22 protein-coding genes are annotated in these 25,098 nt (G+C 66.1%); 13 read left to right on the top strand and 9 right to left on the bottom strand.

What is annotated here, in order from left to right; all coding sequences use genetic code 11:
• Positions 1 to 203: 203 nt before the first annotated feature.
• The 4 genes from WME97_RS22510 to tnpB all read left to right on the top strand — a co-directional run bounded on the left by WME97_RS22510 (position 204) and on the right by tnpB (position 5,425).
• Positions 204 to 1,916 carry a DUF262 domain-containing protein gene (locus WME97_RS22510; protein ID WP_437554783.1) on the top strand — a complete coding sequence of 571 codons (1,713 nt, stop codon included), beginning with the start codon at positions 204 to 206 and terminating at the stop codon, positions 1,914 to 1,916.
• Positions 1,913 to 4,129, top strand: coding sequence for a GmrSD restriction endonuclease domain-containing protein (locus WME97_RS22505; protein ID WP_437554781.1), 2,217 nt, complete (start codon positions 1,913 to 1,915; stop codon positions 4,127 to 4,129). Before WME97_RS22510 ends, WME97_RS22505 begins: the two co-directional genes overlap by 4 nt.
• Before the next feature lie 631 nt (positions 4,130 to 4,760).
• On the top strand, positions 4,761 to 5,102 hold the full coding sequence (gene tnpA, locus WME97_RS22500) for an IS66 family insertion sequence element accessory protein TnpA (RefSeq protein ID WP_437554780.1): 342 nt from the start codon (positions 4,761 to 4,763) through the stop codon (positions 5,100 to 5,102).
• Positions 5,099 to 5,425 (top strand): IS66 family insertion sequence element accessory protein TnpB, encoded by a 327-nt coding sequence (tnpB, locus tag WME97_RS22495; protein WP_437554778.1) that lies wholly within the window; start codon positions 5,099 to 5,101, stop codon positions 5,423 to 5,425. Before tnpA ends, tnpB begins: the two co-directional genes overlap by 4 nt.
• Here the strand turns inward: tnpB and WME97_RS22490 are convergent.
• From WME97_RS22490 to WME97_RS22480, 3 genes are all read right to left on the bottom strand, one after another.
• Positions 5,314 to 7,431 (bottom strand): recombinase family protein, encoded by a 2,118-nt coding sequence (locus tag WME97_RS22490; RefSeq protein ID WP_437546107.1) that lies wholly within the window; start codon positions 7,429 to 7,431, stop codon positions 5,314 to 5,316. The two genes, tnpB and WME97_RS22490, sit on opposite strands and share 112 nt — an antisense overlap.
• A 249-nt stretch (positions 7,432 to 7,680) precedes the next feature.
• Positions 7,681 to 8,187, bottom strand: coding sequence for a helix-turn-helix domain-containing protein (locus WME97_RS22485; protein ID WP_437546105.1), 507 nt, complete (start codon positions 8,185 to 8,187; stop codon positions 7,681 to 7,683).
• A 75-nt stretch (positions 8,188 to 8,262) separates the two neighbouring features.
• Complete coding sequence (locus WME97_RS22480; protein ID WP_437546103.1) at positions 8,263 to 8,613, bottom strand: DUF5372 family protein; 351 nt, start codon at positions 8,611 to 8,613, stop codon at positions 8,263 to 8,265.
• Between the two features lie 32 nt (positions 8,614 to 8,645).
• Here WME97_RS22480 and WME97_RS22475 point away from each other — a divergent pair, with 32 nt between their 5' ends.
• The 6 genes from WME97_RS22475 to WME97_RS22450 all read left to right on the top strand — a co-directional run bounded on the left by WME97_RS22475 (position 8,646) and on the right by WME97_RS22450 (position 14,309).
• Positions 8,646 to 8,840 carry a hypothetical protein gene (locus tag WME97_RS22475; protein ID WP_437554777.1) on the top strand — a complete coding sequence of 65 codons (195 nt, stop codon included), beginning with the start codon at positions 8,646 to 8,648 and terminating at the stop codon, positions 8,838 to 8,840.
• A gap of 120 nt (positions 8,841 to 8,960) precedes the next feature.
• Entirely contained in the window at positions 8,961 to 10,559 is a 1,599-nt protein-coding gene (gene tnpC / locus WME97_RS22470) for an IS66 family transposase (RefSeq protein ID WP_437554775.1), read from the top strand.
• A gap of 776 nt (positions 10,560 to 11,335) precedes the next feature.
• The gene (locus tag WME97_RS22465) at positions 11,336 to 11,767 is read left to right on the top strand and encodes a hypothetical protein (protein WP_437545645.1); all 432 of its coding nucleotides are present in this window, start codon (positions 11,336 to 11,338) and stop codon (positions 11,765 to 11,767) included.
• A gap of 126 nt (positions 11,768 to 11,893) precedes the next feature.
• The gene (locus WME97_RS22460) at positions 11,894 to 13,243 is read left to right on the top strand and encodes a helix-turn-helix domain-containing protein (protein WP_437543653.1); all 1,350 of its coding nucleotides are present in this window, start codon (positions 11,894 to 11,896) and stop codon (positions 13,241 to 13,243) included.
• A gap of 2 nt (positions 13,244 to 13,245) precedes the next feature.
• Positions 13,246 to 14,055 (top strand): ExeA family protein, encoded by an 810-nt coding sequence (locus WME97_RS22455; RefSeq protein ID WP_437543652.1) that lies wholly within the window; start codon positions 13,246 to 13,248, stop codon positions 14,053 to 14,055.
• Positions 14,052 to 14,309: a hypothetical protein gene (locus tag WME97_RS22450; RefSeq protein ID WP_437543650.1), complete on the top strand. Its 258-nt coding sequence runs from the start codon at positions 14,052 to 14,054 to the stop codon at positions 14,307 to 14,309. The genes WME97_RS22455 and WME97_RS22450 overlap by 4 nt, the downstream gene beginning before the upstream one ends.
• Positions 14,310 to 16,052: 1,743 nt before the next feature.
• Here the strand turns inward: WME97_RS22450 and WME97_RS22445 are convergent.
• The 5 genes from WME97_RS22445 to WME97_RS22425 form a co-directional block, all read right to left on the bottom strand.
• Entirely contained in the window at positions 16,053 to 17,276 is a 1,224-nt protein-coding gene (locus tag WME97_RS22445) for a hypothetical protein (RefSeq protein WP_437554773.1), read from the bottom strand.
• Between the two features lie 186 nt (positions 17,277 to 17,462).
• Positions 17,463 to 17,873, bottom strand: coding sequence for a tyrosine-type recombinase/integrase (locus WME97_RS22440; RefSeq protein ID WP_437554771.1), 411 nt, complete (start codon positions 17,871 to 17,873; stop codon positions 17,463 to 17,465).
• A gap of 242 nt (positions 17,874 to 18,115) precedes the next feature.
• Complete coding sequence (locus WME97_RS22435; protein WP_437554769.1) at positions 18,116 to 18,526, bottom strand: hypothetical protein; 411 nt, start codon at positions 18,524 to 18,526, stop codon at positions 18,116 to 18,118.
• Entirely contained in the window at positions 18,523 to 18,957 is a 435-nt protein-coding gene (locus tag WME97_RS22430; protein ID WP_437554767.1) for a phage integrase N-terminal SAM-like domain-containing protein, read from the bottom strand. The genes WME97_RS22435 and WME97_RS22430 overlap by 4 nt, the downstream gene beginning before the upstream one ends.
• 334 nt (positions 18,958 to 19,291) lie before the next feature.
• On the bottom strand, positions 19,292 to 19,633 hold the full coding sequence (locus WME97_RS22425; protein WP_437554765.1) for a hypothetical protein: 342 nt from the start codon (positions 19,631 to 19,633) through the stop codon (positions 19,292 to 19,294).
• A gap of 108 nt (positions 19,634 to 19,741) precedes the next feature.
• Between WME97_RS22425 and WME97_RS22420 the strand changes: the two genes are divergently transcribed.
• Entirely contained in the window at positions 19,742 to 21,229 is a 1,488-nt protein-coding gene (locus WME97_RS22420) for a DUF4041 domain-containing protein (protein ID WP_437554764.1), read from the top strand.
• Positions 21,230 to 21,481: 252 nt separating this feature from the next.
• On the opposite strand, the gene WME97_RS22415 is transcribed toward WME97_RS22420, so the two are convergent.
• On the bottom strand, positions 21,482 to 21,631 hold the full coding sequence (locus WME97_RS22415) for a hypothetical protein (protein WP_437554762.1): 150 nt from the start codon (positions 21,629 to 21,631) through the stop codon (positions 21,482 to 21,484).
• A gap of 921 nt (positions 21,632 to 22,552) precedes the next feature.
• Between WME97_RS22415 and istA the strand changes: the two genes are divergently transcribed.
• Together istA and WME97_RS22405 are read left to right on the top strand one after the other, a co-directional pair.
• Positions 22,553 to 24,118, top strand: a complete 1,566-nt coding sequence (istA, locus tag WME97_RS22410; protein ID WP_437541801.1) for an IS21 family transposase — start codon at positions 22,553 to 22,555, stop codon at positions 24,116 to 24,118.
• On the top strand, positions 24,115 to 24,939 hold the full coding sequence (locus WME97_RS22405; protein ID WP_437541803.1) for an ATP-binding protein: 825 nt from the start codon (positions 24,115 to 24,117) through the stop codon (positions 24,937 to 24,939). Before istA ends, WME97_RS22405 begins: the two co-directional genes overlap by 4 nt.
• Positions 24,940 to 25,098: the final 159 nt, after the last annotated feature.

Here is a 25,098-nt window from a genome sequence, read left to right as displayed (position 1 = left end):
CACCTTGGACGGTTGTGGGGCAAGGAGGGGCGCTCAACACCCACCCTGGACGGCGGTGGGGCAAGCCGGGGCGCTCGACGACCCGCTTACGAGCCACACGCCGGGCTTGACAAGGGCGAAAGTTCTAGCATTCGACTGCCAAAGTCGAACGGCGGGTGCTCATCGCTTCCCGTTCGCCTTCTTCGTCGGCTATCGTGGACCGCATGTCCAACGACCTGAGCCTCGTGGCCGTGGGGGCGATCACGCAGCGGTTTCTCGTGCCCTCCTATCAGCGCGGGTACCGATGGGGCGAGGACGAAGTGCGCGTCCTCATCGAGGACATCGCAGCCATCCAGGAGAAGGACGACAGGGACTACTGCCTCCAGCCGGTGGTCGTCAAGAAGCGCCATGACGGCCGGTACGAGCTGATAGACGGCCAGCAGCGCTTGACTACGCTGTATCTTTTGTACCTCTTCATGCAGAAGGAGGGCTTCAAGAAGTTCCCGCCTCCCTTCTCCCTCGAGTACGAGACGCGCCCGCAGAGCGGCGAGTTCTTGCGGGACCTCGACCCGGCACGCGCTGAGGAAAACATCGACTTCTTCCACCTGTCCGGCGCCTTCAAGTGCATTCAGCGCTGGTTCGAGGTGCGCGGGGGCGACGCCGAGTTCTTCGCCACCGATATCTACCTACATCTTCGCAAGCGGGTGAAAGTGATCTGGTATGAGGCGGCGCCCGAGGTCGACTCGACCGAGCTCTTCACCCGGCTTAACGTCGGCCGCATCCCGCTCACCAACGCCGAGCTTATCAAGGCGTTGCTGCTCGGTCGGGCCCGCGAGAACGGAGTTGCGTCCCATCGCCAGATCGAGATCGGAATGCAGTGGGATGTCATTGAGCGCGACCTCCACGACGAGGGACTCTGGGCGTTCCTGACGAACCGCCAGCCCGCCGAGTATCCGACGCGCATCGAACTCCTCTTCGAGCTGATGGCCGAGAAGAAGACCCCCGACCGCTTCCACACGTTCCATCACTTCAAGCAGATGCTTGAGGAGGGGAAAACACCCGAGGAGGTCTGGAACGACGTCCTCAACCGCATGGATCTCGTCAAAGAGTGGTACGAAGATCGTCACCTCTACCACTCCATCGGCTACCTCGTCGCGACGGGCACGGGGGACGACGACCTCCGCGCGCTGATGCAAGCATCAGCGACGATGGCGAAATCCCAGCTCCGCGCGAGACTCGACGCGGAGATCATCGATCGCCTCGACCTGACACGCGACCAAATCGACGACCTCGAGTACCAGCGCGACCGCGCGAAGTGCTTGCGAGTGCTCCTCCTCTTCAACGTGGAGAGCACGCGTCGTATCGAGGGCTCGTTCGAGCGGTACCCTTTCCACGTTCACAAGGCGAACCGCTGGTCCCTCGAGCACATCCATGCACAGAACGCAGAGGAGCTCGTCAAGAAGGAGCAGTGGCAGGCCTGGCTCCGCGAGCACGAGAAGGTGCTGCGCGCGCTGAGCATCCCCGACGCGACCCGCGCTGCCCTCAGGGACGCCATCGTCGAGGAGGTCGACGCCGGGATCGACGATGTGACGAAGGATTCATTCTTGGAGCTGTCGGTCCGTGTCATGGAAGTATTCGGCGACTCCGACACCGCGGACGAGCTGCATGGCATCGACAACTTGGCGCTCCTCCCGAGGGACACGAACAGCGCCCTCAACAACGCCGCCTTCGCGGTGAAGCGTGAGCGCATCCTCCGCCTGGACCGGAGCGGAGGGTACATCCCGATCTGCACGCGGCGGGCCTTCCTGAAGTACTACACGGAGTCGGGCGATCAGCAGCTTCACTTCTGGAGCAAGCAGGACCGCAAAGCTTACTTCGACGCCATGTTCGCCGAGGAGACGGGCGTGCTGACGCGATACCTGAGGAAAACGTCATGAAGGCCACGTCGTTCATCAACCTCGTTCGGCGCCACGGGATCGCGCGCATCGAGATCCCAATCATCCAGAGGGACTACGCACAGGGGCGCCGCACGCGGGACGCGGCGCGTATCCGCGGCGCGTTCCTGAAGGTCCTCAGAGAGGCGCTCGCCGATGGCCATCTCGTTCACCTCGACTTCATTTATGGGCACATCGACGACGGCAAGCTCGTGCCGCTCGACGGACAGCAGCGCCTCACCGCGCTCTTCTTGTTGCACTGGTACCTCGCCGCGCGCGCGGGGGTGCCCATCGGGCAGACGCGTCTCCCCGCGCTGACTTACGAGACGCGACAGAGCTCACGCCGCTTCTGTGAACTCCTCGTCGCCCAGCGTCCTTTTCCGCTGTCCGAGGGGCCGGGGTTGTCGGGCTGGATCCGCGATCAACATTGGTTCGCAAGCGCGTGGCGTCACGATCCGACGATCGACTCGATGCTCGTCGTCCTCGACGAGGTTCACACGCTCTTCCAGGGCACTGATTGCGCGGCCGCATGGCGGCGCCTCGTCGACGCCGATCACCCGGCGATCACATTCGACTTCCTGTCCATCGAGAAGCTGGGCCTGACCGAGGACCTATACATTAAGATGAACTCGCGCGGGAAGCCGCTGACAAGGTTCGAGCACTTCAAGGCCGAGCTCGAGGCCATGGTCCGTGAGGCTGCGCCGGAGCGCCACGACGAGCTCTGCTCGAAGATCGACAACCAGTGGTCGGATATCTTCTGGAAGCTGCGCGGTTACGAGAAGGCCATCGATGACCTGTTCCTGAGGTACTTCCGCTTCGTTACCGATGCCCTCGGGACCTGGGACATGCTCGCTCTGGCGGATGACGATCTCCACCGCGCGAGGGCCGTGTATGCGAGCAGCAAGAACAGGCTCGCGTTCCTGTTCGAGGCCTTCGACGTGTGGCACGGAAAGGACACCGGCGCGTGGTTCGACGGTGTCTTCACCCGGGCCGACCACGCGCCCTCGAAGGTCGCGCTCTTCGACGACGTCGATCTCCTGCGTGCGTGCAGCAGATCGTACACGGACGGTCGCAGCGGTCCCAACCGTGCCTTTCCCTTGTGGAAGGTTCTGTTGCTCTTCGCCGTCGTTCAGCATCTCAGGACACACAGCAACGAACTGCCAGAGCGGCTCCGGGTCCTCAGGAACCTGGCCTTCAACTCGGAGAACGAGGTACGGCAGGCAGAGCTGCCCACACTGCTCAACGAGGTCTCTCTGCTCGTGACGACCGGAGCGGCTCCGGCTCGTGGATTCAATCGCCGTCAGGTCACCGAGGAAGAGCAGAAGAGAAAATTCCTCGCCAAGCATCTGGCGCTGGCACCTCCGCTCCGGCGGCTCGAGGACCACCCGCTCTTGCAAGGGTGCCTCGTGTCGTTCGACCTCGACGCGGTGGAGTTCGCGCGGCGCGCTGCCGTCTTCGACGAGATCTTCCCGCGGGACATCGAGCTGGTCGGACCGGAGGTGAACGCGGCGCTGCTAGCCTGTGGGGACTACTCCCAGCAAAACTCGGCGCGTCGCCACCAGTTCGGCACCGAGAGGCAAGAGGTCTGGCGTGACCTCTTGACGAAGGGGGCCGCGAACACGAAGGCGGCGCTGAAAACACTGCTCGACGCAGTGGGGGCACCCGGCAGCGGCGCGATTCGCGATCGTCTCCGCAGCGTCACCCAGCGCTACCTCGCCGCACAGGAGGCAGAGCCCGCCTTCGACTGGCGCTACTACCTCGTCAAGTACGACGAGATGCGCACGGGCGACAGCGGCATCTATGCGGGTTCCGAGGGCCCGATGAGCTTCCGCCTCTGCATGCTGAGGAGGAAGCAGATGAACAGCAATTACCGCGATCCATTCCTCTTCGCGATCTACCTGAGGAGCGGCGCCGACCAAGACGACGCGGTCCTCGATCCATGGTTCACGAGCTACGCGTACTTCGAGCGGTGGCTCGAGCTCGGGCGCGATGGGGTCGCGATCAGGTGCGCGGAGAAGGGCTTCGTCCTGCGGGTACCGACAGACGGCGCCTACGCCGCCGCGCTCCGCCGGGTGGCGTCGAGCTACCGAATGGAAGCGGATGGGCTCGTGCGTGTCCCGCAGGCAGCGCGAGGCGGCGTGATGGTGGACACGGAGGATCGCGTTCTTCTCGGCGTTCGCCTGGTGAAGGACCTCCTGGCGATGAAGCCCGCATAAAGCGCCCCCGGGAACCCGGCGCTTTAAGTCAACGACGGGGAGGCGCTCGACCATGAGGCCCCCCCTTTCTCGCTCAGTGATGCAGGTGTTGGTCGGATGTGCTCCCGCGGGGCGCCCCCTGGAGGCGTCTCCTGCCTGGCCCATCTGGGCACGACGCCCGCCCGCCGAACCGTCGGCAGATTGGCTTGTTAGGCGCCATCGTTGGAGTCCTTTGGTTGGTAGACACGTCTGATCCCCATCTGTCCCAGAACGCTCTCCGCCTCACGATATAGATCGGCGGCCCGGGGTTTATTGCGGAGAGAGACGACGCGTCTCGTGAGAGCGAGCAGTCGAGAGAACTCGACCTGCCGTGCCCCTGGCTCACTGGGTAATTCAGCGACGACACCAACAAAGGCCGTCACAACGACGAGCAACGATTTGTCCGTCCTCATCCAGGGAGCGAAAAGAAGGGCGCACTGCTCGCCGACGTCAAATCCATCAGGGACAACATGAGCGGCGAATTTCACCTTTCCCTCCGCATTGTCACCGGCGGCAATGATAGCGAGCACCTTGAGACGATCGTACGCGTTCGGCGACCCGCATGCTGTCTTGGAGCCTCTGCGCTGCGTAGAGATCCGCGCCGGAGGTGTGGATGGACGAGAGCAGACGCATCTGGCGCGACCGGGTGGTGCGCTGGCACAAGAGCGGGCAGTCCGCCCGCGTGTTCGCGGAGCAGGAGAAGATCAGCGCAGGCACGCTCTACTCCTGGAGCCGCCGCCTGGGGATGAAGCGGAGCGAGTACCGGCAGCGCTCGGAGAAGGCGACGCTGCCCGCGTTGCTGCCTGTGGTGGTCGCCCCGTCGAGCGCTACGACATGCTCGCCGGGCACCGCGCTGGAGATCGTGTTTCCGGACGGGGCGGTCGTGCGCGTGCCGCCGACGTTCGACGACGATACGCTGGCGCGCGTCGTTCGCGCACTCGGAGGCGTGAGATGATCCCGGGCCGCGTCTCGATCTACGTCGCCACCGAGCCGCTCGACTTGCGCCGCTCGTTTGATGGCCTCGCCGCCGTCGTGCGCGAGGTGCTGCGGCAGGATCCGCTCTCTGGAGCGCTGTTTCTCTTCTTCAACCGAGCAGCCGACCGCTGCAAGGCCCTGTGGTGGGACCGCAGCGGGTATTGCCTGCTCTACAACCACCTGTCTTCATACTACACCTCTTTCGAATTCAGACGAGGACGTTGGTTCCGGCTCCGTGATGCACGGGCTGCCGCTGCCCGGTCGCTGAGGCGATCCCAGCGGCTGCAGTGCTTCCTGGGGTGAGTCGCCGGCTCCTCGTAAAGCCACGCGTGGCCGTTGTACGCGTGCGCCTTGATGATGCGGTGCTTCACCCAGCTGATCAGGGTGGACTCGTGAATTCCAAGGCGAGCGGCGAGCTCCTCCTTGGTGAGAAGCCCGCGGGCGCGCAGTCGATCGAAGCGTGGTCTCAAGTTATACGTATGCACGATGTACTGCACGCGCTTCGGCGTGAAGCGGGCCCCGCCACGGCCGGGCCACGCGGCCCCGCCGGGATGGAGCCCACGCGCGTTAAGAATGTCGGCGATCTCGTCGTAGATGTGATGGTCGAGCAGCCGGTCGACGAGCTCCACAATCTTCGCCGGCGTCTTCACTTTCTCCCAGGAAGCTTTCGGGTTAACGGTCGTAATGGTCGTCGTTTGACCGCCTCGGAAGCGAATATGGATCTTCGTGGTCGCGTCGGCAGATTGCTTCACGAGCGTCGCGTCCTCCACCACGTAGGCGAGCATTCGCTTCCGCTCCCGATTCGGCGTCGTCGGGTCGAACCACAGCCGCTTGAAGTCAGTCGTCATCGCGACGAGTCGATCGCGAAGCGCCTCGTCGATCGCGATCCCATCGTCGTGTCGAGCGCGCTCGCGTTCGTCGCGCGCTTTCGCCAGTACGCGAAGTTTGTCGTTCCAATTGGACTCGAGCGTATCTGCGACGAGACGGTTGGCGGGGTCAACCATCATGAAGCGGCGCTGTGCGAGGTCAGCGTCGACCTGCGCCCGCTCGATCGCGTGACACCGAAGCTGATCCGCCTGCTCGTACCGAGTCTCGACCTCTCTCCGAATCTCGAGCGCCAACTCGACGGCGGCAGGCGTCATCTTCTCGGTCACCAAGAGCCCGACCGCCTCGTCGATGGGAGGCCCTGCGAGGGATTGGCAGTTCGGTTCGGCATGGGAATCGGTGGCGCGGTCACAGACGTACCAGGACTCGAGCTTCCCTCGAGCCTCCCTGTAGCGTACGCGAAGATGCTGCCCGCATCGCCCACAGACGGCGCGCCCCTGCAGGAGCGCGCTGCCCTCGCGCGGCGGCGATGCACGCGCGGCGTCGTACCCGCGACCGTTCGACGCGAGGAGCCGGAGATTCTCCTGGTATCGGTCCCACGTGATGTAACCAGGATGGGCGTTGGGAATGCAGGCAAGCCAGTCCTCGCTCGCGCGCTTCCGCTGCGTCTTCTTTCCATCGATTGTACGACTGTACACACGCTGTCCGTACGCGTAGGCACCGGCGTACCGCGGGTTGCGCAGCGTCCGCATCGCCGCCGATGCCGTGAGCGGACGGAAGATCACGCCCGCGGCTGGGGCGCGGAGGCGAGAAGGGAAACGGAGGCCCTCGTCTCGAAACGCCTTGACCGTCTGGTGTGCCGAGCCGACGCGGGCGAAGGTCTCGAAGAGGTGCGCGATCGTTTCGCGCACCTGCGCATCCGGGTCGAGGACGACGGTCCCGCTCTCATCGTAGACGAAGCCGGTGGGGAGAACGCATCGATACTCACCGCGCCTGACCTTGTTCAGGACCCCGCCGCGCAGTCTCGCCTTCAGGACGTGCAGTTCCGCCTCGCTCATCGTTCCCTTGAGGCCGAGAAGGAGACGATCGTTGAAGTTCGTCGGGTCGTACACGCCATCCTCGTCCAGGATCAGGGTGTTCGCCAGGGCGCAGATCTCGAGCAGTCGATGCCAGTCGGCGTTGTTCCTCGCGAGCCGCGAGACCTCGAGCCCCATCACGATGCCGGCACGCCCGAGCCCGACATCCGTCACCAGCCGCCGAAACCCTTCGCGCCAAGCCGCGGATGCGCCCGACTCTCCCTGGTCGGAGTCGATCACGACGATGCGATCGTCGGGCCAGCCGAGCGCTGTCGCGCGCGCCCGAAGCGCATACTGGCGCTTCGTGCTCTCAACGTTCTCGACCACCTGCTTCATCGACGACTGTCGGATGTAGAGGTAAGCTTCACGCTCGAGATGGTGCGACTGAACTTTGCGCGATTCATTCATGGTTCCTCGGGGGAGTGGAACTCCTCGCCATCGCTGCGAAGAGGTGAACAACGGCTCGTTGTTCATCATCGGGGGTCAAGCTTGGAGGCGACGGTTGCGTCGTGCGCGATGTCGTGCTCTGGGCGGCCGCTGCCCGCGCCCAAGCCCACATGCCTCGCCGAAGCAAAAGCGCAAGACCGCTCCTCGCTTCGAGGGGGAGCCGTTCGCCAAGAGCGGCCGCTCGCAATGCCTCGTATTGCTCGGTCACTCTCACCCTCGCAGCGGCTTCCTCGGCACCCGCTCGGGTGCCCGCTGTGTCGTTTTTTTTCCGCCGAGCGCCCGCTCGATCGTTCTGGGGTGGATCTCGACCGAAAACACCTGCCAGACCAGCCTCGCCAACTCGCGCGCCCGGAGCGGTTTCCCCGGGACGATCCGTTTCTCGACGAAGGCCAAAATGTCACCCTGGAGCTTGTGCGGCCCACGGGGGCCCCTTTTCTTTGGCACGAGTCCGCCAAGCCCCGACTCATCGAAGCTCGCTCTGGCCTGGTAGTACGTCGGGCGAGAGACCCCGTACTCGGCGGCGGCCTGCGTTACTGACAGGTTGTCGATCGACACGCGGCGCAACATCTCGTACCTCACCTGCATCAGGTCGCGAGAATCGAAGAAGCCGCCCGTCTGGAACTTCGGATCGCTGACCTCGTCGGGGGACGGGTTCAATGTGCCGTCCTCGCGGAGCGCTGCGGTCTTCGGCTCTGTCCGGTCGCCTCGTTTCGGCATGAGCCCTCCGACATGTGAGTCACGATAACTAGGCCGCATCGGTGACCGATGTCAAACATGCGCAACGCGTATTGGTCAGATCTTGTCGCGCATTTTCGCATGTTCGGGTCGTCTCTTCTTTGTAGGCGGCACATTTCGCTTTACATGTGCGGTGTTATTCCCTTTACGCGCTTGAGCCCGGCCCGCCTGCTCGACGAGGTGCGACACCAGGCCGGCGAGTTCCAGGAGATCGGCTACCCGGAGCAGCGCGCGCCCCTCGCCGATGACGAGCTCCGGATCGGGCGCGACGACGTCGGTCCACTGCCGCGGCACCGAGTAGACGTGCGCCTCGTCGACGCGCAGCAGGAGCCGCGTCCCGTACCGGTTGTACCGCTCGCCCACGCAGACGAGCTGCCGTCCGCTGAGCGGGTGGAACGGGTGCGTCACGCGCACAAGACGCTCGCCCGTGGGCGAAGGGCGTGCAGTTCGTGGTGAGGTACAAGCGTCTAGAGCGCGGGACGTTTCGAGCCCCGCGTGCGGTCACCCCGGGAGCTACGAGTGTCGTCATCGACGCGGCCGAGCTGGCGAAGATCCTCGAGGGCATCGCGCTTACGCCGTCGAAGCTGCGGCGAGACGTGCGCCTCTACGAGGTGGCTCCGCCTCCAGGCTCCTGATCTCATCCGGCCTGTCCGCGCTCTGCGGGGCATCGCGCGCGCCGCATTGCCTCGAGAGCCCTTCTTTTTCCTGCAACAACCCTCTTCAAAAAGCAAAAAGTCACGAGTACTTACCGCCTCGTGAGCAAGTCGCTCGATGAGCAGATTCATGAGCTGAAGGACAAGCTGGCGCGCGCCGCGCACGAGCGCGACGAGTATCGCAAGCTCTACGAGCTCGCCAGCATCGAGCTGGAGCGGCTTCGCCGCCACATCTTCGGCCAGAAGGCCGAGCACGTCGACCCTGGGCAGATGCAGCTGGCCTTCGACGCCATCGTCCAGATGCTCGCGGGGGCAGCGGCGTCGCCCGATACCGGCACGGCGAGCGCGCCTGAGGACGACGGCGCTGCGCCAGGAGGCGGCTCCGGAGGCAACGGCAAGGGGCGCAGGAGCACCCCGCATGGACGGCAGAAGCTGCCCGAGCACCTGCCGGTCGAGCGGATCGAGCTGCTCCCGCCGGAGGTGCGCGATGAGCGCGCCGCCGAGATGGTCCGCATCGGCGAAGAGGTGTCCGAGACGCTGGAGTGGAGGCCCGCGAGCTTCGTGCGGCTGCAAATCGTGCGACCCAAGTTTGCCGCCAGGGGCGAGCCCGAAGCCGGCGTCGTCATCGCGGACGTTGCCGACAGCCCCGTGCCCCGGTCGCTGGCCGGGCCAGGGCTGCTCGCACACGTGCTGGTGAGCAAGTACGGCGATCATCTGCCGCTGCATCGGCAGGAGAAGATCTATGAGCGCCAAGGGGTGCACCTGGCGCGCTCGACGCTCTGCGGCTGGGTGGGCTCGTGCGCCGAGGTGCTGGGCTATCTGGTCGCCGCCATGGCCAAGGACGCGCTCTCCGCCCATTGCATTGCCATCGATGCCACCGGGGTGCTCGTGCAGGCCAAGGACAAGTGTCGACGTGGACACTTCTGGGTGCTCGTGGCCGACCGAGACCACGTGCTCTTCCGCTTCACGCCTCGTCACAACCAGGATGGCCCCAAGGAGTTTCTCCGCGGGTACAAGGGCTACGTCCAGGCCGACGCATCGAGCGTCTACGAGGAGCTGTTCCGGACCGAGCAGGTCACCGAGGTCGGCTGCTGGGCCCATTGCCGCCGGCGCCTCTTTGAAGCGATGTCGTCGGACCGGGAGCGTGCGATGACGGCGCTCGGCTTCATTCACCAGCTCTTCGCCATCGACAAGGCGACCAAGGACCTGGCTCCCGGCCGCCGCACCGAGCACCGCCGAAGCCATGCCCAGCCCGTGCTCGATGCCTTCCGCGCGTGGCTCGACAGCGAGGAGCTGCTCGTGCTGCCCAGAAGCCCCATCGCTGGCGCCATCGGGTATGCGCGCAACCAGTGGACCGCGCTCACCCGCTTCCTTGAGGATGGGCGGCTCCGCCTGGACAACAACCGCAGCGAGCTGGAGCTCCGCAGAGAGGCACTCGGGCGTAAAAACTGGATCTTCGTGGGCAGCGACGATGGGGCGGAGTGGAACGCCATCATCGTGTCGCTGATCGCCTCCTGCGCCTTGCACCAGATTGACCCCTGGGCCTACCTGCGCGACGTGCTGATCCTGTTGCCGAGCTGGCCGCGCGATCGGGTCCTCGAGCTCGCTCCCAAGTCCTGGAAGCAGACCCTCGAGAACACTGACGCTCGGGAGCGGCTCGCTGCCAGCCCGTGGACGGCGCCGGTCACGCTGGCCGCGTGAGCGCTTCGAAGCCTGCTCTGCGCTACGGGTAACGTCCGGCGACGTCGCGCTGGGCGTGGGCGCCGCTCGCCGGCGTTGCCGCGGCGGCGCCTCTGCGCCATCGACCGCGGCGGACACAATCGACTTGCCGGGACGCCGCCTTCGCACGCCGGCGCCCCCGGTCCCGCGCTCCTCTGGTGTTACCGAGCACCGTCGTTGATGCCCATGGTGCGCCTGTGGATCCAGCTCTTTGATGACGGGGCGCTCGACCCACCGGAGAACACCATCGTCGAGGCGGATCAGACGCGATGACAGAGGTGTCCGGGGGCAGCAAGTTGCCGGAGCGCTCCCCGGCCATGCATTACGCCGAGTCCGATGAAATTCTCATTGTAGCTCGTCCCGAGCACGAACGCGCTGGTCGAATCCAGGAGCACAGGAAAAGAGGGAGCGCGCATTCCGTTCTCCTCTCGAAAATTACCAGCACGACTCCTCGCCCGTCGGCGTAACGAACGGAGTAGGTCAGCGGCAGGAGTGGAGCATCGGCGCGGCGCCGGCCACAAAATAGGCGACGGGAGGAGCTCGTTTGGCCGCGTGCCCCCTCCCGTCGTGCTCCGAATCGCTTGAAAGAGCGGAGCCCTCAACAGATCGTCCATTTGGACCTCGATGTCAAAGGCTGGCTTGGTTCCCCGCCCACCGTAGACCGCGCGCGGCCAGCCCGCTGCCCCCGTTGCGGCGCGGCGGGGTGCCCGCTGGGGGGCGGGTTGGGGCTGTGGGGTCACGGAACGCGGTCGCGGCAGGTGCGCGGGCCGCTGGCTGCCGGTGAGCGCGGCGGGCTCGTCACGATCGAGGCGCGCCGCTATCGATGCCGCCGCTGCAGCGCCGCGATCACGGTCGTGCCGCGGGGCGTCGCACCGCGACGGCACTTCGCCGCGACGGCGATCGGTCTGGCCCTGCTGCTCGTCGGCGTCGCCGGTGCAGCGCTCATCGAGGTGCGGCGGCGCGTCAGCCCTTGGTCCGCCAGCTTCGATGCTGACAGCTGGGTGACCGTGCGGCGCTGGCTACGCGCCATCGACCAGAGGCGCCTCTTTGCGGCGGTCCGCCCCAGTCCCCTCGCTGCATCGCTGCGGCAGCGGGCCGAGCGGGCGGCGATGACGCTCGTCGCGATGGCGCCTTTTGCGGCCGAGGTCCCCGAGGCCGCCGTCATGGCAGGCGCCGTGCGGGCCGCGTGATGGCAAGCGGCCCGCTCGCCGAGCTCATGCCGGACCCCACCCGGTTGGATCCTCGGTCGGCGGAGCGCCTTGCGCTTGGATGGCTGTGCGGCCGGTGCGGTGTCACCGGCGCGGAAAGGACACGACGTGCAAGACCCCCTCCAGCCGAAGGACCACGCCGAAGCGGTGGCGCTCTATCGCAGCGAGATCATCGGCTCGCTCATGCACCGCGAGCTCGACCGCGGAGAGCTCGCCGAAGCGCTCGCCGACCTGAGCAAGCAGCGGTTTCGCCCACCACGCGCCCATTCTCCGCGCACCTACTCCGTCCCCACGCTCGAGCGCTGGTATTACGCGTACAAGACCGAAGGTCTCGAGGGCTTACGCCCCAAGCCCCGCAAGGACAAGGGGCGGGCGCGCGAGCTCACCCCCGAGCAACGGCAGATGCTGCTCGAGATCCGAGAGGAGCACCCGAGCGCCTCGGTCTCGCTCATCCTCGACACCCTGATCGCGGCGGGCCGCATCGACAAGGGCGCCATATCCGCCACCACGGTGCGACGGCTGTATGCCGAACACCACCTCGATCGCGTCGCGCTGCGCGATCGCCCGGGCGGCAAGGTGCGGCTGCGCTGGCAGGCCGAGCATCCCGGCGCCCTGTGGCACGGCGATGTGTGTCACGCGTCGCCGATCCTCGTCAACGGCAGCCCGGCGCCGGTGCGCATTCACGCGCTGCTCGACGACGCCTCGCGGTACATCCTCGCGCTCGAGGCGATGAGCGCCGAGCGGGAGGTCGACATGCTGGCGCTCTTCATCCGGGCGCTGCGCAAGCACGGCGCTCCCGACGCCCTCTACCTGGACAACGGCTCGACCTACCGCGGGCACACCTTGCACCTTGCGTGCGAGCGACTCGGCACCACCCTGATCCACGCCCGCCCGTACGACGCCCCCGCGCGCGGCAAGATGGAGCGCTTCTGGAGGACGTTGCGCGAGAGGTGCCTGGACTTTACCGGCGCGCTCGGGTCGCTCCACGACCTCAACGTCCGGCTCTACGCATGGGTCGACGAGCACTATCACCGCACACCGCACGCGGCGCTCTTCGGCAAGTCCCCCGCGCAGGTCTACGAGGAGTATCCCCACGTCACCGACGACCTCGACGAGCGGAAGCTGCGCGACGCGCTCACGGCCCAGGCCCGCCGGCGCGTGCGGCGTGACAGCACGCTCTCGATGGATGGGGAGGACTGGGAGACCGATCTCGGCTTCCTCGCCGGCCGCCTCGTCACGGTGTCGAGGTGCCTCGTCACGCCGACCGAGCCGCCCTGGATTGAACACGAGGGCAAACGCTTCGCCCTGCACCGGGTCGATCCGGTGAAGAACGCCCATCGGCCGCGACCGGCCTGCAACCTCGATGTCGCTCACGAGGCGCGCGTCCCCTTTGACCCGCCGAAGACCCTCCTGGACAAGGCTCTCGGACGAACGCCCCGCGATGACGAGGAGGGATGACCATGGACTTCTGCAGCTACTTCAGCTTCACCGCAGAGCCATTTTCCAAGGAGGTCGAAGACGGCGAGCTCTGGCTCCCCCCGTCCAAGCAGATGGTACTCGAGACGCTCATCGAGGCGGTGCACGCCAGAAAGAGCGTGCTGCTCGCCGGTGACCCCGGCGTCGGCAAGACGTGTCTGCTCCGCGCGCTCCGTCATGCCCTTTCGCCGCAGACGTTTCGCCTGACCTACTGCGCCAACGTGACGCTTGGACGCCGGGACTTCTATCGGCAGCTCTGTCTGGCGCTCGGTCTCGCTCGCTGCAGCACCGCTGGAGACGTCTTCTACGCGGTCAGCACGCACGTCGAGGAACTCGCGAAGGAGCGCGTATTTCCGGTCTTCGTCCTCGATGAGGCCCATCTGCTTCATCAGGACACACTCGATCATCTTCACATACTCCTTAATTACGCATGGGATAGCCGCGCATTGCTTTCGCTCGTGTTGCTTGGCTTGCCCGAGCTCGGCGAGCGGCTCCGCGTGCGCCGCAATCGCTCCCTGTATTCGCGCCTCCATTACCGATTGACCATCGACCCGCTCACGCCGGACGATACGGCCGACTATCTGCGTGTACGTCTCGGCCGAGTCGGCTGCACGAAAGAGCTCTTCACCTCGGACGCCATCGCGATGCTGCACGAGGCGGCCGCTGGCAGCCTGCGCGACACCGATCGACTCGCCACTGCCGCGCTCCGCGCCGCTGCGCGCAAGAAGCGCAAGCTCGTCGAGCGCGACGTCCTGAGCCGCATCCTGCAGCTGGACGCAGAGGAGGCCGGGTGAACCCCGTCCCCGTGGCCGAGGGGGACACGCGGCGCGGCGACGCCGCGGGCAGCGCAGCCGCCGCCCTCGTCGCGGCCCTCGCGCTCGCCCGCGGCGCGCTCACCGCGCGCTACCCGAGCGACCCGGATCCGCTGTGCCCTCGTCTCTACGCCGTTGACGTCGTGCTCCACTACCTCGATCGGCTCGACGACGCTCTCGCTCGCTACCACGCCGTCCTCGACGGCGATGACCGCCTCCCACTCCGCATCGACTGAGAGCGCCGGCGCTCTGCGACCGCCGCAGTCACCCCGGCGCATGCCTCGCTGCGATCGCGGTGAGCGCAAATCCAGCTCGATGATGGCCATCACAGAGCCGGATCTTCCGGCCATCAAGCAGCCTGCTCGGTAACATCCTCTGGCGTCGCTTCGGGGTCCCTCAGTCCGGTCTCGCCGCCGTTGCCGGTGCTCTGCCGTCGCTCTCGCATCGCACGGCAAGCCTAGGTCCCTGGCCTGCTCGACGTCAGGATGGGCTCTGCCGAACGGATACAGACGATCTGATTGTTCTTCAATAGTGTAAGGCCGGACACCACCCGGTCCCAGTGGCACTCCAAAAGAGCGGACCACGGTCCGAAAATCGTCCATCGCCTGAAGGAACCTGGAAAGTTCGTTTTGCGGCGCGTTCAAGCCCCCAAACGGCAGGTCAAACGATTTCTCCTTGAGCCAAACGTGAACAGTTGCCTCGCCAGAAAGCAACCATCGCATTCCACGGGCGGCATCAGCCATATCAATCAGATTTGCGTCCGTGACAGGTACGTCCATACCTATCAGGCTCCAGTGAACCGTACTTGCATCGTCACGCCGCTTTTCAGGCTCTGAATAAATGTCGAAATGCGGACATCGGATCCGCATTATGTTATATTCTGACGGAAGAAACGGAAAGATGGCCGACGCGAAATAGGTCTTGGCGTCAAAGAACACGGACTGCCCGTTGGGGCCCCGGAGTTCGAGACGAATGGCTGGGCCGCTTGGCATGTTTGGAAGCTCGATCACGGCGTCACGATGAGAGCGCTCCCGCCGCTTGGCACCAAAACGAAGATCGTAAATAGTCACTGTGTCGGTCTGGAGTTCTCTTTCGAGACCTACTGCAAAGCGTGCCATGTGGGAAAGTCGCTCGGGCGAACTGACGTCCAGGGTCATATTTACCAACTTATTGTGGCGCCCATACCCGACTGTCGAGAGAAGCCGTTCCTTCTCTCGCACGTAGCCGAATGTACTTTGGCCGACGTGCCGCTCGATCGCCGCGCGAAGAGCGACCCCCTGGACCGGTAGTGGCTCGCCATCATCTGGCTCGAATTGCACCCAAACTTTGTTGAGCGGCTTCTTGTCAGCATTCTTGATAGCCTTCTCCAGTGTTGTCTCGATAAATCGGGCACCGCAATGGAGAATCCACCAAGATCCGATCGAGTCGTTAATGACGTGCGCTCCGATGAGAAACGCTGGTCCTGGATATTTGGCAAGCTTCAACGCATTCGACAGCGTCATTCGCGCCTTACCGGACGCAGATGATGTGCTCTTGACTTGGACGAGGCAACTGAGCTGCGGCGGGGCTCGGTCGAGAAAGGAGGGGGCCGCACCTGTGCTTGGCAACTGAAGCAGGAGGTCCCAGCCTTCCATATCTTCGCCGGACTCGTTGACGATGAATCCGGCCTGCGTGCAGCGGTACGAAACCTCGCGTTCCGCGAGCTTGCCGAGGCGCCGGGCTGTTGCACCCGTCTCAACGCGGTCTTGCGTTCTCTTCTTGGAGGACGGCATCGTCGCGATCGTACGCCGCCTGGCGGTGTGGTCAAGTCGTTGTGGAGAGCGTCAGAGGCATGGGACGAGCGCGCGCCTAACGACTCCAGTTCCGCGGCGGACGCAGCCTGCCCGCTGCAACCGGAAGTTGGGCGGCGTCGTCCACGCCTACAGAGCATTCGGGCAGCGCGCTATGGATGTCGGAGGTATTGCAGTTGCTTAACAACGCTAAAGCAGCCCCAGGATAGCAAGCAGCTGATGCGTAATTCGGAAATCGCCTTGAACTACGAATCCACCATCTGGAGCGTTTGCGATGGTTGCCTCCGGATAGATCGTCATAGTCACGGAATGGGTCGATGTCGGCAGGGGCTCTCCGCGCCACATGCGACGCAGCGTTCGGACAATGATTTCGTTGGCAAGGTCCTCTACATTTTGCGCAATGCGCTCAACCGGAAATCGAGTGTGAATTTCGTGCGGTGACTTGCCATGATGAACGATGTCGGTCCGCAGCTTTGCTGGACCATCGGCCCCGCCGTATAGCCATCCGATTAACGGACTTTGTTCTCCCAAGGCCGCACGGAGCACGGCCTCTGAGCGCTTTCGAATCGGCACAACGACATCGAAGTAGGCTCTCATTGTCGCCTGCTCGGGATCGTGGTCCATAGATTCGACCAAGATCTGTCGAATTTGATCATTCCGAAGTCGGCGCCTCTGCGACTTCGATAGTGAGGCATCCTCGTTTGGCAGCGGAAGTTCCACGTCGCTGGCGTGCTCATACAGAGCAAGCAACAGGCCCTCCAACGCGAACCACGCGTACAGAAAGCGGTCGATGCCTGCCCGCTGCTGCTGCGCGCGAAGCAGCCAATGAGCGGCTCGAGCAGCAGCAGGACGAACAGAACCAGGCAAGGCTCGCAAACGTGAAAGTGCGCCAGCGTGTCGTTTCCAATCGCTGTCTTCAATAGTGCGAACTGGTTTCGGCGGAAGGACGGTCTCGATATATTTCGGCATCCATCGGGCCGTGACGCCGTAAGAGCGCGCGATAAAAGTCACAATGTCGTCGATTTCCAAGAGCGCATCACGAATTGCTTCGGGTGCCGTTGAGCGCAAAGGGAACCATGCATCATAAATGTGTTCACTGCGCGGAGTCCGAGCGAGCGCCCGGTCCGCCGCCGCACGGAGGACGTCTTCGCACGGCACCAGAATGAGGCCGCCGGGGTACCGCCGCACCGGTGCAGCGTCGACGAAGTTCGCGAGGATAATAAACTCGATGCAGTCGAACCCCGTGTACTTGCAATAAGCATAGCCAGCCTGGAGTTCCGGGCTCTCAAGCGCGCGAATCTCATTTTGCAGAGTAAACCATGCTGCGACGTCGACTTTTGCGACGATCGGCTTCCACTCCCGCCAAGCGTTGTATCGGGGAACGGTGGGAAGGTCAGGCGTCGGATGCGTCATATGCTTGTCCGTAGGCCGCGGTCAGCGTACGCCTCTCACACGGCTGCGTCAATGGACCATATCATCCCATTCCGCCCAGACGCCAGCGGCCGCTGCCCGCCCAACGATCAGTCGATTGGTCAACCGAAACCGTCGGACCAGGTCTGTCTAGCTCGTTGCCTTTTGTGGCCTCCCCCACAAAATGTCTCACGGATCGGCCCTGCGCCGCAAGGCCCAAACGCTCTCCAGCGCCATGGGGTAGATCCGTCTAACTCCGGCGGCGGTCGCCGCTTTTCCTGGGGCTCGGGGGCGCGTGGAGGGGGCGCGGCAGACGCTGTAGGTGTCGCGCCGCGTCGCGCCTGGATGACACGGCGCAGCCACCTCGTTAAAACATTGGCTGACACATACCGGTCTGCTCACAGCCTCGGACCGAAGGGGCCGTCGCGGGGGGCTGCGAACGGCCAGTCCCCCGCGGTTCGGCACGTGTGTGTAGATCATCGTCGTGCTCAGGCCGCGGTGGCCGAGGAACTCCTGGATGGTGCGGATGTCGTAGCCGGCTTCCCGCTGTTGACGCTCACGATGGTTGATGCTCGATCGCGCAGGCTGTTCGATGGCCATCGCGGGGGTGAGCGCTCCCGGTCACGGCCGTGATGGTCGGCCCATCCCGCGGCCGTGGCTGCCGGAGTGCTCAGGCGCGTCAAGGGTGCCCGCGCCGGGGCGCGGCGGCTACGCCGCCCTTGACCCGCCCTCCGCGCTCCGGCGACCGTCCCGTGCGGGCGATGGGCGAACTGAGCCTCCGGCGGGGGCTCCGGGCACCGGATGGCCATCAACCAGCGCGAGCGAAAAAGGGCCCAGGGCCATCATCTAGCCAGTTCGGTAACACCCGCAGGCGCAAATGAGTGACGCGGGGTGTGGCAGCTCGCGCGCATCGATAGACCGGCGCTGAGGGCGGCCTCTCGCACCGCGCGCTGGAGCACCGACTCATGCAGATGATGCCGCCGGAGCTGACCTGTCGCAATAGGTCCGCGTCGCGGGAAAGACCGATTGCCGGTGCCATTCCGGCCGGCGTTCGGATACTTGCGGTCCAGGGCGTCGGGGAGGGTCACCCTGCCGGCGCTGGCCGCGACATCGGCGGCGTACTGGGTGCGCATGGCGCTGAGGTGAGCGTGGCGCGAGGGGACCAGGCGGAGCGGCAGCATCGTGATCCGATCCTTGCTGCCCTTGCCGTGGCGAACGAGGATCTCGCGGCGCTCGAGGGCGAGGTCCCTCACGCGGAGCTGGCGCATTCAAGCGGACGGAGGTCGGCGCCGTACAGGACGGAGGCCATGCGTCGCGGGACGCCGGTCATGCGATCCAGGAGAGCGCGCACCTCGCTCGGAGTGAGCACCGCGAGGAAGCGCGCGGGGCGCTTCGCTCGGGTGACATCGTCGTGCTGCGCGAGGGGGAGCGCTAGGACGTTGGTGTAGAGGAAGAGGATGGCGGCAAGGGCTTGGTTCTGGGTCGAGGCGTAGACGGGCTGGTCGCTCACCAGGTGCGTGAGGAATGCCTCGACGTGGGCCGGGTCGAGGTCGCATGGGTGGCGGCGCTCATGGACGGGAATGAAGCGCCGGATCCAGGCGCAGTACGCCTCTTCGGTGCGAGGGCTGTAACGGCGAGTCCGGATCGCCTCACGGACGCGTTCGAGGAGGCGCGGGGGGTTCACGCTGGCGCCGGCGTAGGGCGTCGTGCGCGCTGGCGCCACATGGGATGGCCCTGATGTCGTGAGGAGTGTTGAGGGATGCTCCCGCGATCGACAAAGATGAGCCGCCATCAGATTCGTGCCCGGACGCGCGACACGACGGTCGCGTACTCTGGAAGCGCGGCGTACCGCCGTCCGCAGGAGGAGCATCGTGGAGCTCGCTCTCATCGTCCTTTTCCTGGTCTCACTCGCGATCGCGGCGTTCTTCGCGTTCAAGGAGCACAAGACCAGCGTCTCGCTCCGGCAAGCGGAGGGCTCGCTCCGGCAAACGGAGGACTCGCTCCGGCAAATGGAGAGCTCACGCCAGCAGGTAAGCAGCGAGCTCAAGCGGGCGCTCGATACGAACGGAGGTCTTTGCCAGCACGTCGCGAGCCTGCAGGAGCAACTTCAGCGTCTGAGCCGCTATCAGACGATCGTCGACGCCGAAGCCGCCGCCGCCGGAGTACGAGCGCAAACCGAGACGTGGGCAGCGCAGCTCAGGGCGCACGCGGAGGCCGCTGCGGCGGAGCTCGCCAGCGGCGCTCGACGGGAGGCCGATCGCCTCCTCGCCGGCGCGCGCACCACGGACGCCCAAGCGCTCGCCGCGGCCAATGCGTTGAAGGCGCAGACCGAGACGTGGGCAGCGCAGCTCAGGGCGCACGCGGAGGCCGCTGCGGCGGAGCTCGCCAGCGGCGCTCGACGGGAGGCCGATCGCCTCCTCGCCGACGCGCGCACCACGGACGCCCAAGCGCTCGCCGCGGCCAACGCGTTGAAGGCGCAAACCGAGACGTGGGCAGCGCAGCTCAGGGCGCACGCGGAGGCCGCTGCGGCGGAGCTCGCCAGCGGCGCTCGACGGGAGGCTGAGCACCTCCTCGCCGAGGCGCGCGCGACGCACGCGCAGGCGCACGCTGCGGCCGACGCCTTGACGGCGCAGGTCGCGGCAGAGGCGCAGGCCGCCCAGGCGGCGGCGCGCACCTCGGTTCAAGCGACGCTGGGCCAGGCTTCTGCCGACGCGGCGCGTATCGTGGACAACGCGAACCGGCGCGCCGAGGAGATCGCCGGCGCTGCGCTCACCGCACAACGGGAAGCGAAGCGCCTCGAGCAGACCGCGCAGGCGATGAAGAACGTGATGGAGGGCTACGGCGATCGCTACGTCATGCCGACGGCGGGTCTCCTGGACGAGCTCGCCGAGGAGTTCGGTTTCGCCGAGGCAGGACAGCGCCTCAAGGCGGCGCGCGGCAAGTGCCGCGACATGATCAGTTACGGCGCGGCGGCGACGTGCGAGTACGTGGAGGCGAACCGGCGCACGACGGCCATCGCCTTCGTGCTCGATGCGTTCAACGGCAAGGTCGACACGATTCTCGCCGATGTTCGGCACGACAACTTCGGGACCTTGCAGCAGAAGATCCGAGATGCGTTCATGCTGGTGAACCAGAACGGGCGCGCCTTCCGCGAGGCGCGGATCCTGCCCGAGTACCTCGACACCCGGCTCGAAGAGCTTCGATGGGCCGTGATCGCGCAGGAGCTAAAGCTGAAGGAGCGCGAGGAGCAGCGGCAGATCAAGGAGCGAATCCGGGAGGAAGAGCGAGCCCAGCGCGAGTTTGAGAGGGCGAAGAAGGAGGCCGAGAAGGAGGAGGAAACGCTCAGGAAGGCGATGGAAAAGGCACGTCGTGACGTGGAGAAGGCGAACGGCGAAGAGCGTGCCAAGTACGAGCAGAAGCTCCTCGAACTCTCCGAGCGGCTCCGCGCGGCGGAGGAGAAAAGCCAGCGCGCCGTCTCGATGGCGCAGCAGACGAAGGCCGGGCACGTCTACATCATCTCGAACGTCGGTTCGTTCGGAGAGCACGTCTACAAGATCGGGATGACGCGGCGGCTCGAGCCCCTGGACCGAGTCCGTGAGCTGGGCGATGCGAGCGTGCCGTTCGAGTTCGACGTGCATGCGATGATCTCTAGCCAGGATGCTCCAGCCCTCGAACGGGCGATCCATCAGCGTTTTGTCCGCAACCAGGTGAACAAGGTAAACCCCCGCAAGGAGTTCTTCCGTGTGCCGCTCCACGACATCCGCCAGGAGATCGGGCAGATGTCGCTGGAGGTAACGTGGACGCTAGCGGCAGAAGCGCGGGAGTTCCGAGAGACGCAGGCGATTGAGCGTGCGATGGCGAATAAAACTTTCGACGAAGCCGCCTGGCTGGAGGCGCAAGCGAAGGCGGAAGCCTCGCGGGCGTTCGAGCGCGATCTCGCAGAGGCCACCGCCTGACACCGACGCGTGTCAGGGCCAGCGGAGTCGTCAGGCATCATCGCGGCGAGAGGTTGATCGCCCGCGCATGCCTTCGCGCTTGCCCCCCGGCACAGGCCTACTGCTTGCCGACAGCGCGTTGCCGGAGACCTCCGGGGCGCTTCGGCACGCAACCACTGCGCGCGGGCGATCTCGGCAGAACCCTGGCGAGCGGCAAGGCTGAGACAGCGAGTCGAAGCGAGCGGGTGGGCTCGACGTTCGGCCCAGGCCTGCTCACCCCTCCGGTGCCACCGGCAGCCCGAGCAGCCGACCGATCGCCTCGTGAACGACCCGGGCCCCCACCTCATCTCCGAGGGTGACGGCGCGGCTCAGGGTGCTGGCGAGCGAGGCGACCACCGCCGCCCGAGGCGATGGATCGGTCACGGCGAGCTCCCCAAGCCCGGGGCTTGGCCCTTGGGCCCGGGTTGGGCCCATGCCTCCCGGGGGGGTGCGATCCGTCGCCACGTCCTCCCCAAATCCCCGGGAAAGCACCGGATCGCGACCGTTCGCCCCCGCGGAATCGTCCCGCCAGAAAAAACGGACGATGACGAGCGGTCGCTGGAGCGACAGCGAGCGAGGCCGGGCGCTCGGCCTCGTCCTGCGAGCGGCGACGTTCACCTTCCCGGCGATCGTCACGTCCAGGTGCGGGCGGACCTTCGCCTCGTGCATGCCAAGCGTCTCGCACTTCTTCCGGGGGTGGCGGGATGGCAAGCCTCGTCATCACTTCGGCGCGGCGGGCGGCCGTCCTTGCACGGGTCGTCAGGCGCGTAGTTCGTCCGGTCCTCCGCCGGATAGAAGTACGCCCTCGGCCTCGCCGGATCCGTACACTCCTTGTCGCGCTCCGGCGCCGACTCGCGGCCCTTCGGCGCGCCGGTGCCCCGCGCGCACGCCGTGAGCGCGGCGCCCGCCGCGAGGAGCGCGAGGAGCGCCACTGCGGCGCTCCTCACCGCGCGACGAGGGGTTCGACGGGGGGAACGCCGTAGCATAGTCCTGGAGCGAGAGCGCGAGCTGCATGCGGCATCTCCTTTGGAGAGCGGGAGTCCAGCTTGCCAGCTCGCAGGCTCATGGGGCCACCTGACGGCGTTTTTCGCAGGGTCATGGGGCCACCCCAATCGCAGGAGGATGGGGCCACCCGCGCGGGGGCGTGACCTAGTTTTTCGCAGGGTCATGGGGCCAGCTTCCGAGGTTTTTCGCAGGGTCATGGGGCCAGCTCGGGACGCCGCGGTCGGGATCTGAGACGGGCTCCTTCCGACGACGGCGCGGGTCGCCGTCGGAAGGAGCCCGATGCCCTACCGAGAGCTGATCATGGTTGACATCAAGGAAATGCTCCGCCGTCGTGCGGCGGGGCAAAGCGCGCGTCAGGTGGCGCGCGAGACGGGGTTCGATCGCAAGACGGTCGGCAGGTACTTCGAGGCCGCAGCGACGTTGCCACTGCCGCGCGACCGCGAGCCGACGGACGAGGAGATTCATGCGATCGCCCAGCGCGTGCAGGCGCGCCCGGTGCCCGACGCGAGCGACGAGAGGAAGCAGATCGACGCGCATCGCGTGCGTATCGAGGCCTGGCTCGCCCAATCTCGCCCGCTGAAGCTGCGGAAAATCCACACGCTGCTCCAGCGCGACCACGGCGTCACGGCGAGCTACGACACGCTCTGGCGCTTCGCCAAGGAGGAGCTCGCGTGGCGCAAGAAGACGCCGACGGTTCGTGTCGCTGATACCGAGCCCGGCGAGGTCGCGCAGGTCGACTTCGGCCTCATGGGCAGGCTGTTCGATCCTGCGACGCAGCGAGTTCGCAATCTGTGGGTGCTCGTAGTGACGCTCGTGTACAGCCGCTACCAGTTCGTGTGGCCCTCGTTCGAGCAGACCACCGTGGCGGTGTGCGCGGGCCTGGATGCGGCGTGGCGGTTCTTCGACGCGATGGCGCGCGTGATCATCCCGGACAACATGAAAGCCATCGTGCTGCGCGCCGACGAGCTCACCCCCGTGCTCGTGCCGGCCTTCCTCGACTACGCTCAGACGCGCGGGCTGTTCGTGGATGCCGCGCGTGTCAGGTCGCCGAGAGACAAGGCACGTGTCGAGAATCAGGTCGCCTACGTGCGGGAGAGCTGGTTCGACGGCGAGTCGTTCACGAGCCTCGACGACGCGCGCGTGTCGGCTGAGCGGTGGTGCCGCGACGTCGCCGGCGCGCGCGTCCACGGCACGACGCGCGAGGTGCCGCGCGAGGTGTTCGAGGCGCGCGAGAGGAGCGCCATGAAGCCGGCGCCGGCCGCGCCGTTCGACGTGCCGTACTGGACCGACGCGAAGGTGCACCCTGATCATCACGTGCAGGTGCTCCGGTCGCTCTACAGCGTGCCCTCCCGCTACGTCGGCAGCACAGTGCGCGTCCGCGCCGACGGCGCGTCGGTGAGGATCTACGCCGGCACGGAGCTCGTGAAAGTGCACGCGCGCGTCGCGCCGGGCAAGCGTTCCACCGATCCGAGCGACTACCCCATGGGCAAGGACGTCGCGGCGGTGCGCGACGTCGCCTCGCTCATCGCGAGCGCGAAGAAGTGCGGAGTGCATGTCGGGGTCTACGCTGAGCGGCTGCTCGCGGTGCCATTGCCCTGGACGCGCATGCGGCTGGTCTACGCGCTGCTGCGTCTGTGCAAGAAGTTCGGTAACGGGCGTGTCGAGGCGATCTGCCAGAGCGCGCTCGCGTTTGATGTCGTCGACGTGCAGCGCGTGGCGCGCATGCTCGAGACGGCGAAGACACCGGCGTCACCGTCCACGGGGCAGCGCACGGTCGTTGCGCTGCCCGCGCCGCGGTTCGCGCGCAGCACGGAGCACTTCGCGACGCGCATGCCGGCGGCTGCCGCGACCAAGGAGGACTCGTGATCAGCTCGAGCGATGTCGACCCCGCGCTCATCACGGCGCTCAAGCGTCTTCGTCTCGGCCGCATCGCGGCGACGCTGCGCGAGCGTCTCCTGGTCGCCGAGAAGCAGTCGATGGGACACGAGGAGCTGTTGCTCATGCTGCTCACCGACGAGATCGCGCGTCGCGAGGCCAGCGCGACGGAGAGTCGCGTACGCGACGCCGGGCTCGACCCGGCCATGCGCCTGGAGCTCTGGGACAAGACCGCGAAGGTCAGCTTCGACAAGCGTCTGCTCGGCGGGTTCACGAGCCTACGCTTCCTCGAAGAGCACAAGCACATCGTCATCCTCGGCTCTGTCGGCGTGGGCAAGACCTACCTCGCGAACGCGCTCGGACACCTCGCGTGCCAGCACGGCTACAGCGTGCGCTTCTTGCGCGCCGACGCGATGCTGCGCAGGCTGCGCCAGAGCAGGCTCGACAACTCACGCGACGCCGAGATGATCACGCTCACGACCGTCGACCTGCTCATCCTTGACGACTTCGCGCTCGAGGCGATGAACAAGGAAGAGAGCCGCGACGTGTACCAGCTCTTCCTCGAACGCACAGGCAACGCTTCGATGATCGTCACGAGCAATCGCGACACGGCCGAGTGGCTCGCGATGTTCGACGACGTGCTGCTCGCGCAGAGCGCCGTCGATCGGTTCAAGAACGCGGCGTTCGACTTCATCATCGAGGGGGAGTCGTACAGACCGCGGCTCAAGCCGAAGCTCGACGAGAGCACCACGGCCGCGCCGGTGCCCGCGCGCAGCAAGCCGCCCACCCACCCACGCAGCAGGCGGCGATGACCGCTGCGGCCCCGGCGAGGACGTCGAGCCCGGGGCCGCGCCTCTGACCCCTCGCTCCGATCGGCGTGCCTCGCCCCCCTCGTCGACGGGAGCGCGGGTGTCGCCGGGGGCGGGGTGTACCTGCCTGCTCCTGGGCGTCGCGGACCCTGCCGGGATCTA

This window comes from Sorangium sp. So ce367 (genome assembly GCF_051520455.1).
Taxonomy (GTDB): Bacteria; Myxococcota_A; Polyangia; order Polyangiales; family Polyangiaceae; genus Sorangium; species Sorangium cellulosum_B.
This window is presented reverse-complemented; position numbering and strand designations above follow the sequence as displayed.

What these genes read in the sequence shown, in the direction of transcription:
- WME97_RS22510 (WP_437554783.1), top strand. Translation starts at nt 204, where the DNA reads ATGTCCAACGACCTGAGCCTCGTGGCCGTGGGGGCGATCACGCAGCGG.
- WME97_RS22505 (WP_437554781.1), top strand. Translation starts at nt 1,913, where the DNA reads ATGAAGGCCACGTCGTTCATCAACCTCGTTCGGCGCCACGGGATCGCG.
- tnpA (WP_437554780.1), top strand. Translation starts at nt 4,761, where the DNA reads ATGGACGAGAGCAGACGCATCTGGCGCGACCGGGTGGTGCGCTGGCAC.
- tnpB (WP_437554778.1), top strand. Translation starts at nt 5,099, where the DNA reads ATGATCCCGGGCCGCGTCTCGATCTACGTCGCCACCGAGCCGCTCGAC.
- WME97_RS22490 (WP_437546107.1), bottom strand. Translation starts at nt 7,431, where the DNA reads ATGAATGAATCGCGCAAAGTTCAGTCGCACCATCTCGAGCGTGAAGCT.
- WME97_RS22485 (WP_437546105.1), bottom strand. Translation starts at nt 8,187, where the DNA reads ATGCCGAAACGAGGCGACCGGACAGAGCCGAAGACCGCAGCGCTCCGC.
- WME97_RS22455 (WP_437543652.1), top strand. Translation starts at nt 13,246, where the DNA reads ATGGACTTCTGCAGCTACTTCAGCTTCACCGCAGAGCCATTTTCCAAG.
- WME97_RS22445 (WP_437554773.1), bottom strand. Translation starts at nt 17,276, where the DNA reads ATGACGCATCCGACGCCTGACCTTCCCACCGTTCCCCGATACAACGCT.
- WME97_RS22440 (WP_437554771.1), bottom strand. Translation starts at nt 17,873, where the DNA reads ATGGCCATCGAACAGCCTGCGCGATCGAGCATCAACCATCGTGAGCGT.
- istA (WP_437541801.1), top strand. Translation starts at nt 22,553, where the DNA reads ATGGTTGACATCAAGGAAATGCTCCGCCGTCGTGCGGCGGGGCAAAGC.